The sequence below is a fragment of the Lapillicoccus sp. genome, assembly GCF_046595215.1.
Lineage (GTDB): Bacteria > Actinomycetota > Actinomycetes > Actinomycetales > Dermatophilaceae > Lapillicoccus.
The window spans coordinates 1-13,584 of the sequence record NZ_JBKJPP010000061.1 but is presented as its reverse complement, the minus strand read 5'-3'; the positions used below and the strand labels follow the sequence as shown (position 1 = coordinate 13,584).

Here is a 13,584-nt window from a genome sequence, read left to right as displayed (position 1 = left end):
GAAGAACACCTACTGCGTCATTCGCTCCCCGCACAACTACAAGGACTCGCCCGAGCACTTCGAGATGCGTACGCACAAGCGGCTCATCGACATCCTCGACCCCACGCCGAAGACGGTCGACTCGCTCATGCGACTCGACCTCCCGGCAGGCGTCGACATCGAGATCAAGCTCTAAGGGCCAACCACATGTCTTCCAACGGCAACACCTCACGCGTCGTCCAGGGCGTCCTGGGTGAGAAGCTGGGCATGACCCAGGTCTTCGACAAGAACAACCGGATCGTCCCGGTGACTGTCGTCAAGGCCGGGCCGTGCGTGGTCACCCAGATCCGCACCGTGGAGAACGACGGCTACAGCGCCGTCCAGATCGCCTACGGCGCGATCGACCCGCGCAAGGTCAACAAGCCCGAGGCGGGTCACTTCGCCAAGGCCGGTGTGCCGCCACGTCGGTACACCCTGGAGATCCGCACCGCCGACGCCTCGAGCTACTCGCTCGGCCAGGAGGTCACCGCGGACATCTTCACGCCGTCCACCGAGGACGGCGCCAAGCCGCTGAAGGTCGACGTCGTCGCCACCAGCAAGGGCAAGGGCTTCGCCGGTGTCATGAAGCGCCACAACTTCAAGGGCCTCGGCTCCGGCCACGGTGTGCACAAGGCACACCGCAAGCCCGGCTCCATCGGCGCCTGCGCCACCCCGGGTCGGGTCTTCAAGGGCACCCGGATGGCCGGTCGCATGGGTGGCGACCGGACCACCACCCAGAACCTCACGGTCCACGCGATCGATGCGGAGAAGGGCCTGCTCCTCATCAAGGGCGCGGTCCCTGGCCCCACCGGCTGCCTGGTCCTGGTCCGCACCGCCGTCAAGAACGGCCTTGGAAAGGGTGGGGTTCCGAAGTGACCACCGCTTCAGACAGCACGGTCAAGACCCTCGAGGTCAAGGGCGCCAACGGCGCGACCGGTCGGACCGTGGAGCTGCCCGAGGACGTCTTCGGCGTCCAGGTCAACATCCCGCTGATCCACCAGGTCGTCGTCGCGCAGCTCGCTGCCGCCCGTCAGGGCACGCACTCCACGAAGACCCGCGGCGAGGTCCGTGGTGGTGGGCGCAAGCCCTACCGCCAGAAGGGCACCGGCCGGGCTCGTCAGGGCTCGACCCGCGCGCCGCAGTTCGTCGGCGGTGGCGTCGTGCACGGTCCCAAGCCGCGTGACTACGCGCAGCGGACCCCCAAGAAGATGAAGGCGCTCGCCCTCCGCGGCGCACTGTCGGACCGCTTCTCGCACGAGCGCATCCACGTCGTCGACTCCCTCACCGGATCGGACGTGCCCTCCACCAAGAACGCGACGGCGCTGCTGGCTGCGATCAGCGAGCGTCGGCACGTGCTCGTGGTGGCCGAGCGCACCGACTCCGCCACCTGGAAGTCGCTGCGCAACCACAAGGCCGTGCACCTGCTGTCGCCCGGCCAGCTCAACACCTACGACGTCCTCATCAGTGACGACGTGGTGTTCACCGAGGCGGCCCTGGCGGTCTTCCTCGCTGGCCCGCGGAAGGGCAAGTCCGCCACCGCCGCTGCAAGCAGCAGCGAGGTCATCGCCACGGACACGAAGGAGTCAGCGGCATGACCGACCTGACCGACCCGCGCGACATCCTGCTCGCGCCGGTCATCTCTGAGAAGAGCTACGGCCTGCTCGATGAGAACAAGTACACGTTCATCGTCGCGCCGGGCGCCAACAAGACCCAGATCAAGATCGCGGTCGAGAAGGTGTTCGACGTCAAGGTCAGCAGCGTCAACACGCTGAACCGGCAGGGCAAGCGCAAGCGCACCCGCGCCGGCTTCGGACAGCGGGCGTCCAGCAAGCGCGCGATCGTCACCTTGCGCGAGGGCACCATCGAGATCTTCGGGGGCCCGGTCGCTTAGGCGGGCCGGACTCACGAGCTGAAGAGGAATTCACATGGGCATCCGCAAGTACAAGCCGACAACCCCGGGCCGTCGTGGCTCGAGCGTTGCGGACTTCGCTGAGATCACGCGCTCCACCCCGGAGAAGTCGCTGGTCCGTCCGCTGCACAGCAAGGGCGGCCGCAACGCCACCGGGCGCATCACCGTCCGGCACCAGGGTGGTGGCCACAAGCGCGCCTACCGCGTGATCGACTTCCGTCGCCACGACAAGGACGGCATCCCGGCCAAGGTCGCTCACATCGAGTACGACCCCAACCGCACCGCCCGCATCGCGCTGCTGCACTACGCCGATGGCGAGAAGCGCTACATCGTGGCGCCGAAGAACCTGAAGCAGGGTGACGTCGTCGAGGCCGGCCCGGGCGCTGACATCAAGCCCGGCAACGCCCTCCCGCTGCGCAACATCCCGACCGGTACCACGATCCACAACATCGAGCTCCGGCCCGGTGGTGGCGCCAAGATCGCCCGTTCCGCGGGGACGAGCGTGCAGCTCGTCGCCAAGGAAGGCCCGTACGCGCAGCTCCGGATGCCGTCCGGTGAGGTCCGCAACGTCGACATCCGCTGCCGCGCGACGGTCGGCGAGGTCGGCAACGCTGAGCAGAGCAACATCAACTGGGGCAAGGCCGGCCGCATGCGCTGGAAGGGCAAGCGCCCGACCGTCCGTGGGGTCGCGATGAACCCGGTCGACCACCCGCACGGTGGTGGCGAGGGCAAGACCTCAGGTGGACGTCACCCGGTCAGCCCGTGGGGACAGGCCGAGGGCCGCACCCGCCGCCCCAACAAGGAAAGCGACAAGCTCATCGTTCGTCGCCGCCGTTCTGGCAAGAAGCGCTGATAGGAGCCCTTGGAAATGCCTCGTAGCTTGAAGAAGGGCCCCTTCATCGACGACCACCTTCAGAAGAAGGTCGACGTCCAGAACGAAGCGGGCACCAAGAACGTCATCAAGACCTGGTCGCGTCGTTCGGTGATCTCACCGGACATGCTGGGTCACACCATCGCCGTGCACGACGGCCGCAAACACGTCCCGGTCTTCGTGACCGAGTCGATGGTCGGGCACAAGCTCGGCGAGTTCGCGGCGACCCGCACGTTCAGGGGTCACGTGAAGGACGACAAGAAGGGGCGTCGTCGCTGATGCCCACGACGAGCAAGCAGGACAGCATGGTTCTCGAAGCCAGGGCGCAGGCCCGGCACGTCCGGGTCACGCCGCAGAAGGCCCGCCGCGTGGTGGACCTCATCCGCGGCAAGCACGCCACCGAGGCGGCGGCGGTGCTCCAGTTCGCGCCGCAGGCAGCCTCCGACCCGGTGCTGAAGGTCCTCGAGAGCGCGATCGCCAACCTCCGGGTCAAGGCCGACCTCGCCTCCGCGGCCTTCGACGAGCGCGCCCTGGTCGTCCAGGCCGCCTTCGTCGACGAGGGCCCCACGATGAAGCGGTTCCGTCCCCGCGCACAGGGTCGGGCCAGCCGGATCAACAAGCGGACGAGCCACATCACCGTGGTCGTGGCTCCCAAGCCGACGGCCGTGAAGCAGAAGACCTCAGCTAAGGGAGGCACCCGCTAATGGGTCACAAGGTCAATCCGAACGGTTTCCGTCTCGGCATCACCACGGAGCACAAGAGCCGCTGGTTCGCCGACAGCACGAAGGTGGGTCAGCGCTACCGCGACTACGTCAAGGAAGACGTCGCGATCCGCAAGCTCATGGAGACGGGCATGGAGCGCGCAGGCATCTCCCGCGTGGAGATCGAGCGCACCCGTGACCGAGTGCGTGTGGACATCCACACCGCGCGTCCCGGCATCGTCATCGGCCGCCGCGGCGCTGAGGCCGACCGGATCCGTGGCGAGCTGGAGAAGCTCACGGGCAAGCAGGTCCAGCTGAACATCCACGAGGTCAAGAATCCCGAGATCGACTCGCAGCTGGTCGCCCAGGGGATCGCCGAGCAGCTTGCGGCTCGCGTCTCCTTCCGTCGCGCCATGCGCAAGGGCATGCAGTCGGCCCTGCGAGGTGGAGCCAAGGGCATCCGGGTCCAGTGCTCGGGTCGTCTCCAGGGCGCCGAGATGTCGCGCTCGGAGTTCTACCGCGAGGGCCGCGTCCCGCTGCACACGCTGCGCGCGAACATCGACTACGGCTTCTACGAGGCCCGCACGACCTTCGGTCGCATCGGTGTGAAGGTCTGGATCTACAAGGGTGACGTCACGGCCCGCGAGCTCGCGCAGCAGCAGGCTGCCGCCCCGCGTGCCCCCCGTGGCCCTCGTCGTGAGGGCGCCGACCGTCCCACCCGGGCCCGTCGCACCGACCGCGAGCCGGACCAGGAGTCCACGCCTGCGGCCGCCGACGCCACCACGTCCGAGTCCGCTGCCCCGGCAACCGCCCCGGCCAGCACCGAGAATGCGCAGGCCTGACCATGTTGATTCCCCGTCGAGTCAAACACCGCAAGCAGCACCACCCGGGTCGCTCGGGCGCTGCCAAGGGTGGCACCACGATCGCCTTCGGCGACTTCGGCATCCAGGCTCTCGAGCCCGCCTACGTCACCAACCGGCAGATCGAGTCCGCGCGTATCGCGATGACGCGATACATGAAGCGTGGCGGCAAGGTCTGGATCAACATCTATCCGGACCGCCCGCTGACCAAGAAGCCCGCCGAGACCCGGATGGGTTCCGGCAAGGGTTCCCCGGAGTGGTGGATCGCCAACGTCAAGCCCGGTCGGGTGATGTTCGAGCTCTCGGGTGTCCCGGAGCCGGTCGCCCGCGAGGCGCTGCGCCTGGCGATGCACAAGCTCCCCATGAAGTGCCGTTTCGTTCGGCGTGAAGGCGGTGACATCTGATGGCAGTCGGTACCAAGGACCTCGCGTCCGAGAGCCTGCGTGGACTCGACGACGACCGTCTCGTCGACGAGCTGCGCAAGGGCAAGGAGGAGCTGTTCAACCTCCGATTCCAGTCGGCCACGGGTCAGCTGGACAACCACGGCCGGCTCCGCGCCGTCCGCAAGGACATCGCCCGGATCTACACCGAGATGCGTGAGCGCGAGCTCGGCATCGGATCGGCCCCGGCGGCCCCGGTCGCTGCGGCCACCGATGCCGACCCCGACGTCAAGGTCGACGCCAAGGCCGAAGGCAAGAAGGCCAAGAAGAAGTCCGAGGACCAGTCATGAGTAGCCAGGAGCATGTTGTGAACGACGCCGCCGCCGACACCAGTGACGCAGCCGCCGACGCGGCGCGCACCTTCCGCAAGACGCGGCAGGGCTACGTCGTCAGCGACAAGATGGACAAGACCGTCGTGGTCGAGGTCGAGGACCGCGTCAAGCACGCGCTCTACGGCAAGGTCCTGCGCCGCAACAACAAGGTCAAGGCCCACGACGAGGCGAACGCCGCGGGCATCGGGGACCTGGTCCGCATCATGGAGACCCGCCCGCTCTCGGCGACGAAGCGCTGGCGCATCGTGGAGATCCTCGAGAAGGCCAAGTGATGGGAATGATGATTCCGAGCGAAGCGAGCATTCATCAGTTCGAAGAAGGGTTGTCCGCCGTAGGCGGTCGGCGTTTTGGGACCGCCGCAGGCGGCTGTCGGACCGGAGGTCTGAAGTGATCCAGCAGGAGTCGCGACTGCGAGTCGCCGACAACACCGGTGCGAAGGAGATCCTCTGCATCCGTGTTCTCGGCGGGTCGGGTCGCCGGTATGCCGGCATCGGCGACACCATCGTCGCCACGGTCAAGGACGCCATTCCCGGCGGGAACGTCAAGAAGGGTGACGTCGTCAAGGCGGTCATCGTCCGCACCGTCAAGGAGCGGCGCCGTCCCGACGGCTCGTACATCAAGTTCGACGAGAACGCGGCCGTCATCCTCAAGGCCGACGGGGACCCGCGTGGGACCCGCATCTTCGGCCCCGTGGGTCGCGAGCTGCGGGAGAAGAAGTTCATGAAGATCATCTCGTTGGCTCCGGAGGTGCTCTGACGATGGCGAAGCTGAAGATCAAGAAGGGTGACCTCGTGCAGGTCACCTCGGGTCGCGCGCAGAAGAACGGTGGTGACCGAGGCAAGCAGGGCAAGGTCATCGCGGTCTATCCGGACTCGGGTCGGGTGCTCGTCGAGGGCATCAACCGCGTCACCAAGCACGTCAAGGCCGGCGCCACCGCCCGTGGCACCCGGACCGGTGGCCTCGTGCACACCGAGGCGCCGATCCACATCAGCAACGTCGCGGTCGTGGACCCCGACACCAAGAAGCCCACGCGGGTCAAGATCCGCGTGGAGACGGTGGAGCGTGACGGTCGTCAGAAGACGATCCGGACCCGCGTCGCGGTGCGCTCCGGTAAGGACCTGTGAACACCATGACCGAGACAGTCACGACCAGCCCGGCAGGCAGGACGGCACCGCGGCTCAAGCAGCGCTACCGGGACGAGGTCAAGGCCTCGCTCCAGGAGCAGTTCGGCCACGGCAACGTCATGCAGGTCCCCGGCGTCGTCAAGGTCGTCGTCAACATGGGTGTCGGCGACGCGGCCAAGGACAGCAAGCTCATCGAGGGCGCCGTGCGCGACCTCGGGGCGATCACCGGCCAGAAGCCGATCGTCACCCGGGCCCGCAAGTCCATCGCCCAGTTCAAGCTGCGTGAGGGCATGCCCATCGGTGCGCACACCACGCTGCGCGGAGACCGGATGTGGGAGTTCCTCGACCGTCTGGTGACGATCGCCCTCCCGCGCATCCGCGACTTCCGCGGGCTGTCGCCGAAGCAGTTCGACGGCAACGGCAACTACACGTTCGGTCTGACCGAGCAGTCGATGTTCCACGAGATCGATCAGGACAGGATCGACCGCGTCCGGGGCATGGACATCACCGTGGTGACCACGGCGATCAACGACGACGAAGGCCGTGCCCTGCTCAAGGCTCTCGGCTTCCCCTTCAAGGAGAACTGACATGGCCAAGACCGCCCTGGTCAACAAGGCGAACGCCAAGCCGAAGTTCAAGGTGCGCGGCTACACCCGCTGCCAGCGGTGCGGCCGTCCGCACTCCGTCTACCGCAAGTTCGGCCTGTGCCGGATCTGCCTGCGGGAGATGGCGCACAACGGCGAGCTGCCGGGCGTCACCAAGAGCTCCTGGTAAGGCTGCACCACCCCACCGGAGCCGGCTGTTCCCAGCCGACCCCATCACCGAATCATTGACCTCTTACACCGTAGGTCGGCCGGGCAGCAGCCCGTCTGAAACCCCGGTGAGGAAGGGCGGACAGCCCCCATGACCATGACAGACCCGATTGCGGACATGTTGACCCGCGTCCGGAACGCCAACTCGGCGCACCACGACGACGTCTCCATGCCGTTCTCGAAACTCAAGTCGCACATCGCCGAGATCCTCCAGGCCGAGGGATACATCGCCGGCTGGAAGGTCGAGCCCGCCGAGGTCGGCCAGACGCTGACCATCGACCTCAAGTACGGACCCAACCGTGAGCGCTCGATCGCCGGCGTCCGCCGGGTGTCCAAGCCCGGCCTGCGCGTCTACGCCAAGTCGACGAACCTGCCGAAAGTTCTCGGCGGTCTCGGTGTGGCCATCATTTCCACCTCCACCGGCTTGTTGACCGACAAGCAGGCGGCCAAAAAGGGAGTGGGCGGGGAAGTCCTCGCCTACGTCTGGTAAGGGGAGCACGACATGTCGCGCATTGGACGCCTCCCTGTCACCGTGCCCTCGGGCGTTGACGTCACCATCCAGGGGCAGGCCATCACGGTCAAGGGCCCCAAGGGTGAGCTGGCCCTCACCGTTCCCGAGCCGATCACGGTCGACAAGGCTGACACCGGCGAGGTCGAGGTCGCCCGCCCGAACGACGAGCGGCAGTCGCGCTCGTTGCACGGACTGACCCGCTCGCTCATCAACAACATGGTCCTCGGTGTCACCGAGGGTTATGAGAAGAAGCTGGAGATCCACGGCACGGGCTACCGTGTGGCCAACAAGGGGGGGAGCCTCGAGTTCTCCCTCGGCTACAGCCACTCGATCACCATCGAGGCCCCCCAAGGCATCTCCTTCACCGTCGAGAACCCGACCCGCTTCTCGGTCTCGGGCATCGACAAGCAGCAGGTCGGCGAGGTCGCCGCCAAGATCCGCAAGCTGCGCAAGCCCGACCCGTACAAGGGCAAGGGCGTTCGCTATGCGGGCGAGCAGATCCGTCGCAAGGTCGGAAAGGCCGGTAAGTAAGCCATGGCACTCATCATCAAGCGCGGCAAGAGCAAGGCCGCTGCGCGGATCCGTCGCCAGGTGCGCGGCCGCAAGAAGATCTCGGGCACCACCGAGCGTCCGCGCTTGGTCGTGTCCCGCTCGAGCCGCCACCTGTTCGTCCAGGTCGTCGACGACACCGTCGGGAGGACCGTGGCGTCCGCCTCGACCATGGAGCCCGACCTTCGCGCCCTCGAAGGTGACAAGACGGCCAAGGCCAGACGCGTCGGAGAGCTTGTCGCGGAGCGCGCCAGGCAGGCGGGTGTCGAGTCCGTGGTCTTCGACCGCGGCGGCAACAAGTATCACGGTCGCGTCGCCGCGATCGCGGACGGCGCTCGTGAGGGTGGGCTCGCACTGTGATTGCCTCGAAGACTGTGACCCCCTCGAAGACTGCACAGACACTGATTGAGATGAGGAACATCTGATGCCCGGACCACAGCGTCGAGGCACCGGCGCCACCGCCGGAGGCCCCCCCGAGCGCACGGACCGTCGTGGCGGTGGTGGTCGCGACGGTCGCGACCGTCGCGACTCGCCGGCCGAGAAGAGCCAATTCATCGAGAAGGTCGTGACCATCAACCGGGTGGCCAAGGTCGTCAAGGGCGGTCGTCGCTTCAGCTTCACCGCCCTCGTCGTCGTCGGTGACGGTGACGGCACCGTAGGCGTCGGCTACGGCAAGGCCAAAGAGGTCCCCGCAGCCATCGCCAAGGGTGTCGAGGAGGCCAAGAAGGAGTTCTTCAAGGTCCCGCGCATCCAGGGCACCATCCCGCACCCCGTGCAGGGTGAGGCCGCTGCGGGTGTGGTCATGCTCCGTCCGGCCGCCCCGGGCACAGGCGTGATCGCCGGTGGTCCCGTCCGGGCCGTGCTCGAGTGCGCCGGTATCCATGACGTCCTGTCGAAGTCCCTCGGGTCCTCCAACGCCATCAACATCGTCCACGCGACGGTCGCGGCGCTGCGCGGCCTCGAGCGTCCGGAGCAGGTCGCGGCACGCCGTGGCCTGCCCCTCGAGGACGTCGCCCCCGCAGCCATGCTGCGCGCCCAGGCGGCCGGCATCGCCGAGAAGGCCGCTGCCCTCAAGGCTGGTGCGTGATGGCTCGACTGAAGGTGACCCAGACCCGTTCGGAGATCGGCGGCAAGCGCAACCAGCGTGAGACGCTGCGCACCCTCGGGCTCAAGCGCATTGGCGACGTCGTCGTCAAGGAGGACCGTCCCGAGATCCGCGGGATGGTCAAGACGGTGACCCACCTGGTGGCCGTCGAGGAGGTTGACTGACCATGGCTGACAACAAGAGCAACACCACGGCGGAGTCCGGCAACGGCTCCAGCCAGCAGACGACGCTCAAGGTGCACCACCTGCGTCCGGCTCCCGGTGCCAAGACCGCCAAGACCCGGGTGGGTCGCGGTCAGGGCTCCAAGGGCAAGACCGCCGGTCGTGGGACCAAGGGCACCAAGGCCCGCTACCAGGTCCCCGAGCGCTTCGAGGGCGGGCAGATGCCCCTCCACATGCGTATCCCGAAGCTGCGCGGCTTCAAGAACCCGTTCCGCACCGAATACCAGGTCGTCAACCTCAACCGGCTCTCGGCGCTGTATCCCGACGGCGGTGACGTCACCGTTGACGATCTCGTCGCCAAGGGAGCCGTCCGCGACGGCCACCTGGTCAAGGTGCTCGGCACCGGCGACCTGAGCGTCAAGGTCACGGTGACGGTCGACAAGTTCTCGGCCACCGCGAAGGACGCGATCGAGGCTGCCGGCGGCACCGCCACCACCCGGTGACGACCCGCCACCGATGACCCCCGGTATGCCGTGCGGCCGGTGACCCGGCCCGGTCGCCAGCCGCACGGCATACCGTCACAGGCACCCCGGGCCCGGCCCCTCTTCGAAGGGTCGGCACCCGGGGTGTCCTCGTGCAAGGTATTCTCACCCACGGGTGGCTCCGCCTCCCGTGACCCCCCGAACGGCCCGCGTGGGTGGTTCGCCGGTCCGTCGTTCACATCTGGTCGCGCGCGACGCGGCAACAGGAGGATCAGTGCTCTCGGCCTTCGTTCGCGCGTTCAGGACGCCCGACCTGCGCAAGAAGCTGCTCTTCACGCTCTTCATCATCGCGGTCTATCGACTCGGGACTGCGGTGCCGACCCCCGGGGTCTCCTACACCAAGGTGCGCGCCTGCCTCGACGGGGCCAACCCGACGACCGGCTTCATCGGGCTGGCCAACCTCTTCAGCGGCGGCGCCCTGCTCCAGCTGTCGATCTTCGCCCTGGGGATCATGCCCTACATCACCGCGAGCATCATCGTCCAGCTGCTGACCGTCGTCATCCCGCGGTTCGAGGCCCTCAAGAAGGAGGGTCAGGCCGGGCAGACGAAGATGACGCAGTACACCCGCTACCTCACCATCGGGCTCGCGATCCTGCAGTCCTCGACGCTGATCACCTTCGCGCGCAACCCGCAGCAGATCTTCGGTGGCACCTGCACGTCGATCATGGACGACCAGACGATGCCGACGATCATCATCATGGTCCTCACGCTCACCGCCGGCACCGGCCTGATCATGTGGATGGGCGAGCTCCTCACCGACCGCGGCATCGGCAACGGCATGTCGGTCCTGATCTTCACGTCGATCGCCTCGGGCTTCCCGAGCTCGCTGTGGCAGATCCAGCAGAAGGACGGCCGGTGGGACATCTTCATCGGCATCATCCTGCTCGGGATCTTCGTCATGGCGCTCGTCATCTTCGTCGAGCAGTCCCAGCGCCGGGTGCCCGTGCAGTACGCGAAGCGCCAGGTCGGCCGCCGGATGTATGGCGGCAGCTCGACCTACATCCCGCTCAAGGTCAACATGGCGGGAGTCATCCCGGTCATCTTCGCCAGCTCGCTGCTGTCCCTGCCCGCACTCGTGGCGCAGTTCAACACGCCGCAGGACGGGACGCCCGCGCCGGGGTGGGTGCAGTTCGTCGTCAACAGCCTCACCAGGGGCGACCACCCCCTCTACATGGCGATGTACGTCGCCCTCATCCTCTTCTTCACGTTCTTCTACGTGTCGATCACGTTCAACCCGACCGAGGTCGCCGACAACATGAAGAAGTACGGCGGCTTCATCCCGGGTATCCGCGCCGGGCGACCCACGGCCGAGTACCTCGACTACGTCCTGACCCGGATCACCGTCCCGGGGGCCATCTACCTGGCCGTGATCTCGCTCATCCCGCTCATCGCCCTCGTCGCCGTGGGTGCCAACCAGAACTTCCCGTTCGGTGGCACCTCGATCCTCATCATCGTCGGCGTCGGCCTCGAGACCGTGAAGCAGATCCAGGCCCAGCTCCAGCAGCGCAACTATGAAGGGTTCCTCCGCTGATGTCACCCCACCTGCGTCTGATCATCATGGGTCCACCGGGGGCCGGCAAGGGCACGCAGGCCGCCCGGATCGCCGAGCAGTACGCCATCCCCGCCATCTCCACCGGCGACATCTTCCGGTCCAACATCAAGAACAAGACCGAGCTCGGCCAGCAGGTGGAGCAGATCCTCGCCTCGGGCGGCTATGTGCCCGATGAGGTCACCAACGCGATCGTGCGTGACCGGCTCGGCTGGGACGACGCGAGCGGCGGGTTCCTCCTCGACGGCTACCCCCGCACGACCGGGCAGGTCGAGTTCCTCGACACCGTGCTCGCCGAGGGTGACCACCGCATCGACGGGGTCATCGTGCTCACCGTCGACGAGGACGCGGTGGTGGGCCGGCTGCTGAAGCGGGCCGAGGTCGAGGGCCGGTCCGACGACAGCGAAGCGGTCATCCGCGAGCGCCAGGCAATTTACCGCGCCGAGACGGCCCCGCTCATCGACGTCTACGAGCAGCACGGCGTGCTGGTCCGGGTCGACGGCATGGGCGAGGTCGAGCAGGTCGCGGCGCGCCTCGTCGCAGCGATCGACGGCCTGCAGGGCTGATGTTCGGACGCAAGCAGACCCCGGCCAAGACGTCTGACCAGATCATCCTCATGCGTCGGGCGGGGTTGCTCGTCGGGGAGACCCTGGCGCTGCTCCAGCGTGAGGTCCGGCCGGGGATGACCACTCTCGATCTCGACGCCCTCGCCGAGGACCACATCCGCTCGCACGGCGGGGTCCCGAACTTCCAGCTCGTGCCGGGCTACGCCCACACGCTCTGCACGAGCGTCAACGAGGAGATCGTCCACGGCATACCGGGCTCGCGCGTCCTCGACGTGGGTGACCTGGTCTCGATCGACTGCGGCGCGGAGGTCGAGGGGTGGAACGGCGACGCCGCCTGCACCCTGCTCGTCGGGGGCCGGGAGGCGGCCAGCCGCGACGACGTGAGGCTCATCGACGCGACCGAGGACGCCCTGTGGGCCGGGCTCGCCGCCCTGGCCGTCGGCGAGCGCCTGTATGCCGTGGGGGAGGCCGTCGAGGCGAGCCTCACCGCGGCGGGGGAGCGCGACGGCCACGCCTACGGCATCGTCGAGGACTATGTCGGCCACGGCATCGGCCGTACGATGCACGAGGATCCCCAGATCCCGAACTACGGGGTCCGGGACCGCGGCCCCGTCGTCCGCTCCGGCTTCACGGGAGCGATCGAGCCGATGGTGACGTGGGGCTCACCCGACTCCCGGGTCCTGGCCGACGAGTGGACCGTCGTCACCAGCGACGGCTCCCGCGCGGCGCACTGGGAGCACACCGTTGCGGTGACCGAGGCCGGGCTGTGGGTCCTGACGGCCATCGACGGGGGCCAGGAAGAGCTGGCCGCCGCCGGCGCGGAGTACGCACCGCTGGGCCATGCCTGATCCGATGGCCTCCCGGGTCACCGCCGATACCGTGCGTCGGGACTGCCCTGCCTCACGCTCGACCTTGGCGTAGCGCCCTCGATCGAGGAGAAGCGGCAGTCGGCGCTCCGATACAGGGCATCCTCCATCTCACCTGCCCTTGCACGTGTATGTGCAGCCACTGGGCGGGGCGGGTGGCTCCCGGGCGGATTAGGTCTGGACAGGGGGCTGCCGTAAGATCGCCTGTTGGGTGTCGTGTGCTCCGACACCTGCCACATCGGCGCGAGACCATCCGGTTTCGCGCCTCGCACGGGCACGCACTCAACGGATTGACGGAGGACATGGCCAAGAAGGACGGTGTCATCGAGATCGAGGGCACGATCGTCGAAGCTCTCCCGAACGCAATGTTCCGGGTCGAGCTCTCCAACGGTCACAAGGTTCTCGCGCACATCTCGGGCAAGATGCGCCAGCACTACATCCGGATCCTCCCCGAGGACCGCGTCGTGGTGGAGCTCCCGCCGTACGACCTCACCCGAGGTCGGATCGTCTGCCGCTACAAGTAATCCAGCCAGCCGAGTAGCAAGGAATGAGTTGACATGAAGGTCAACCCCAGCGTCAAGGCCATCTGTGACAAGTGCAAGGTCATCCGCCGTCACGGACGCGTCATGGTCATCTGCGAGAACCCGCGCCACAAGCAGCGTCAGGGT

26 protein-coding genes are annotated in these 13,584 nt (G+C 67.4%); all 26 read left to right on the top strand.

Annotation, left to right across the window (positions count from 1 at the left end):
* The coding region (gene rpsJ / locus ACLL9L_RS05245) for a 30S ribosomal protein S10 (RefSeq protein ID WP_411283590.1) at positions 1-175 on the top strand (175 nt) is incomplete at its 5' end.
* A gap of 11 nt (positions 176-186) precedes the next feature.
* Positions 187-894: a 50S ribosomal protein L3 gene (rplC, locus tag ACLL9L_RS05240; RefSeq protein ID WP_411283588.1), complete on the top strand. Its 708-nt coding sequence runs from the start codon at positions 187-189 to the stop codon at positions 892-894.
* Positions 891-1,613 (top strand): 50S ribosomal protein L4, encoded by a 723-nt coding sequence (gene rplD, locus ACLL9L_RS05235; protein WP_411283587.1) that lies wholly within the window; start codon positions 891-893, stop codon positions 1,611-1,613. Before rplC ends, rplD begins: the two co-directional genes overlap by 4 nt.
* Positions 1,610-1,909: a 50S ribosomal protein L23 gene (gene rplW / locus ACLL9L_RS05230; protein WP_411283586.1), complete on the top strand. Its 300-nt coding sequence runs from the start codon at positions 1,610-1,612 to the stop codon at positions 1,907-1,909. The genes rplD and rplW overlap by 4 nt, the downstream gene beginning before the upstream one ends.
* A 34-nt stretch (positions 1,910-1,943) precedes the next feature.
* Positions 1,944-2,780 (top strand): 50S ribosomal protein L2, encoded by an 837-nt coding sequence (rplB, locus tag ACLL9L_RS05225; RefSeq protein ID WP_411283585.1) that lies wholly within the window; start codon positions 1,944-1,946, stop codon positions 2,778-2,780.
* Between the two features lie 15 nt (positions 2,781-2,795).
* Entirely contained in the window at positions 2,796-3,077 is a 282-nt protein-coding gene (rpsS, locus tag ACLL9L_RS05220) for a 30S ribosomal protein S19 (protein ID WP_411283584.1), read from the top strand.
* Positions 3,077-3,502, top strand: a complete 426-nt coding sequence (rplV, locus tag ACLL9L_RS05215; RefSeq protein WP_411283583.1) for a 50S ribosomal protein L22 — start codon at positions 3,077-3,079, stop codon at positions 3,500-3,502. The genes rpsS and rplV overlap by 1 nt, the downstream gene beginning before the upstream one ends.
* A complete protein-coding gene (gene rpsC, locus ACLL9L_RS05210) occupies positions 3,502-4,341 on the top strand; it encodes a 30S ribosomal protein S3 (RefSeq protein ID WP_411283582.1) in 840 nt (279 codons plus the stop codon). The genes rplV and rpsC overlap by 1 nt, the downstream gene beginning before the upstream one ends.
* 2 nt (positions 4,342-4,343) lie before the next feature.
* The gene (gene rplP, locus ACLL9L_RS05205; protein WP_411283581.1) at positions 4,344-4,763 is read left to right on the top strand and encodes a 50S ribosomal protein L16; all 420 of its coding nucleotides are present in this window, start codon (positions 4,344-4,346) and stop codon (positions 4,761-4,763) included.
* Positions 4,763-5,089 carry a 50S ribosomal protein L29 gene (rpmC, locus tag ACLL9L_RS05200; RefSeq protein WP_411283580.1) on the top strand — a complete coding sequence of 109 codons (327 nt, stop codon included), beginning with the start codon at positions 4,763-4,765 and terminating at the stop codon, positions 5,087-5,089. Before rplP ends, rpmC begins: the two co-directional genes overlap by 1 nt.
* Entirely contained in the window at positions 5,086-5,403 is a 318-nt protein-coding gene (gene rpsQ, locus ACLL9L_RS05195; RefSeq protein WP_411283579.1) for a 30S ribosomal protein S17, read from the top strand. Before rpmC ends, rpsQ begins: the two co-directional genes overlap by 4 nt.
* A gap of 115 nt (positions 5,404-5,518) precedes the next feature.
* Positions 5,519-5,887 (top strand): 50S ribosomal protein L14, encoded by a 369-nt coding sequence (gene rplN / locus ACLL9L_RS05190; protein ID WP_348103934.1) that lies wholly within the window; start codon positions 5,519-5,521, stop codon positions 5,885-5,887.
* A gap of 2 nt (positions 5,888-5,889) precedes the next feature.
* A complete protein-coding gene (gene rplX, locus ACLL9L_RS05185) occupies positions 5,890-6,255 on the top strand; it encodes a 50S ribosomal protein L24 (RefSeq protein ID WP_411283578.1) in 366 nt (121 codons plus the stop codon).
* Between the two features lie 5 nt (positions 6,256-6,260).
* Positions 6,261-6,842: a 50S ribosomal protein L5 gene (rplE, locus tag ACLL9L_RS05180; protein ID WP_411283577.1), complete on the top strand. Its 582-nt coding sequence runs from the start codon at positions 6,261-6,263 to the stop codon at positions 6,840-6,842.
* Position 6,843: 1 nt separating this feature from the next.
* Complete coding sequence (locus ACLL9L_RS05175; protein WP_411283576.1) at positions 6,844-7,029, top strand: type Z 30S ribosomal protein S14; 186 nt, start codon at positions 6,844-6,846, stop codon at positions 7,027-7,029.
* 129 nt (positions 7,030-7,158) lie between these two features.
* The gene (rpsH, locus tag ACLL9L_RS05170; protein ID WP_411283575.1) at positions 7,159-7,557 is read left to right on the top strand and encodes a 30S ribosomal protein S8; all 399 of its coding nucleotides are present in this window, start codon (positions 7,159-7,161) and stop codon (positions 7,555-7,557) included.
* A gap of 12 nt (positions 7,558-7,569) precedes the next feature.
* Positions 7,570-8,109, top strand: a complete 540-nt coding sequence (rplF, locus tag ACLL9L_RS05165) for a 50S ribosomal protein L6 (RefSeq protein ID WP_411283574.1) — start codon at positions 7,570-7,572, stop codon at positions 8,107-8,109.
* Between the two features lie 3 nt (positions 8,110-8,112).
* Positions 8,113-8,487 (top strand): 50S ribosomal protein L18, encoded by a 375-nt coding sequence (gene rplR, locus ACLL9L_RS05160; RefSeq protein ID WP_411283573.1) that lies wholly within the window; start codon positions 8,113-8,115, stop codon positions 8,485-8,487.
* A 64-nt stretch (positions 8,488-8,551) separates the two neighbouring features.
* Positions 8,552-9,214, top strand: coding sequence for a 30S ribosomal protein S5 (gene rpsE, locus ACLL9L_RS05155; RefSeq protein ID WP_411283572.1), 663 nt, complete (start codon positions 8,552-8,554; stop codon positions 9,212-9,214).
* Positions 9,214-9,396 carry a 50S ribosomal protein L30 gene (gene rpmD, locus ACLL9L_RS05150; RefSeq protein WP_411283571.1) on the top strand — a complete coding sequence of 61 codons (183 nt, stop codon included), beginning with the start codon at positions 9,214-9,216 and terminating at the stop codon, positions 9,394-9,396. Before rpsE ends, rpmD begins: the two co-directional genes overlap by 1 nt.
* Positions 9,397-9,398: 2 nt before the next feature.
* Positions 9,399-9,896, top strand: coding sequence for a 50S ribosomal protein L15 (gene rplO, locus ACLL9L_RS05145; protein WP_411283570.1), 498 nt, complete (start codon positions 9,399-9,401; stop codon positions 9,894-9,896).
* Positions 9,897-10,149: 253 nt separating this feature from the next.
* Positions 10,150-11,466, top strand: coding sequence for a preprotein translocase subunit SecY (gene secY / locus ACLL9L_RS05140; RefSeq protein ID WP_411283569.1), 1,317 nt, complete (start codon positions 10,150-10,152; stop codon positions 11,464-11,466).
* An 11-nt stretch (positions 11,467-11,477) separates the two neighbouring features.
* A complete protein-coding gene (locus tag ACLL9L_RS05135; RefSeq protein ID WP_411283589.1) occupies positions 11,478-12,050 on the top strand; it encodes an adenylate kinase in 573 nt (190 codons plus the stop codon).
* On the top strand, positions 12,050-12,898 hold the full coding sequence (gene map, locus ACLL9L_RS05130; protein ID WP_411283568.1) for a type I methionyl aminopeptidase: 849 nt from the start codon (positions 12,050-12,052) through the stop codon (positions 12,896-12,898). Before ACLL9L_RS05135 ends, map begins: the two co-directional genes overlap by 1 nt.
* 320 nt (positions 12,899-13,218) lie before the next feature.
* Entirely contained in the window at positions 13,219-13,440 is a 222-nt protein-coding gene (gene infA, locus ACLL9L_RS05125) for a translation initiation factor IF-1 (protein ID WP_411283567.1), read from the top strand.
* A gap of 33 nt (positions 13,441-13,473) precedes the next feature.
* Positions 13,474-13,584: 50S ribosomal protein L36 (rpmJ, locus tag ACLL9L_RS05120; RefSeq protein ID WP_038272979.1), on the top strand; the 111-nt coding region annotated here is incomplete at its 3' end.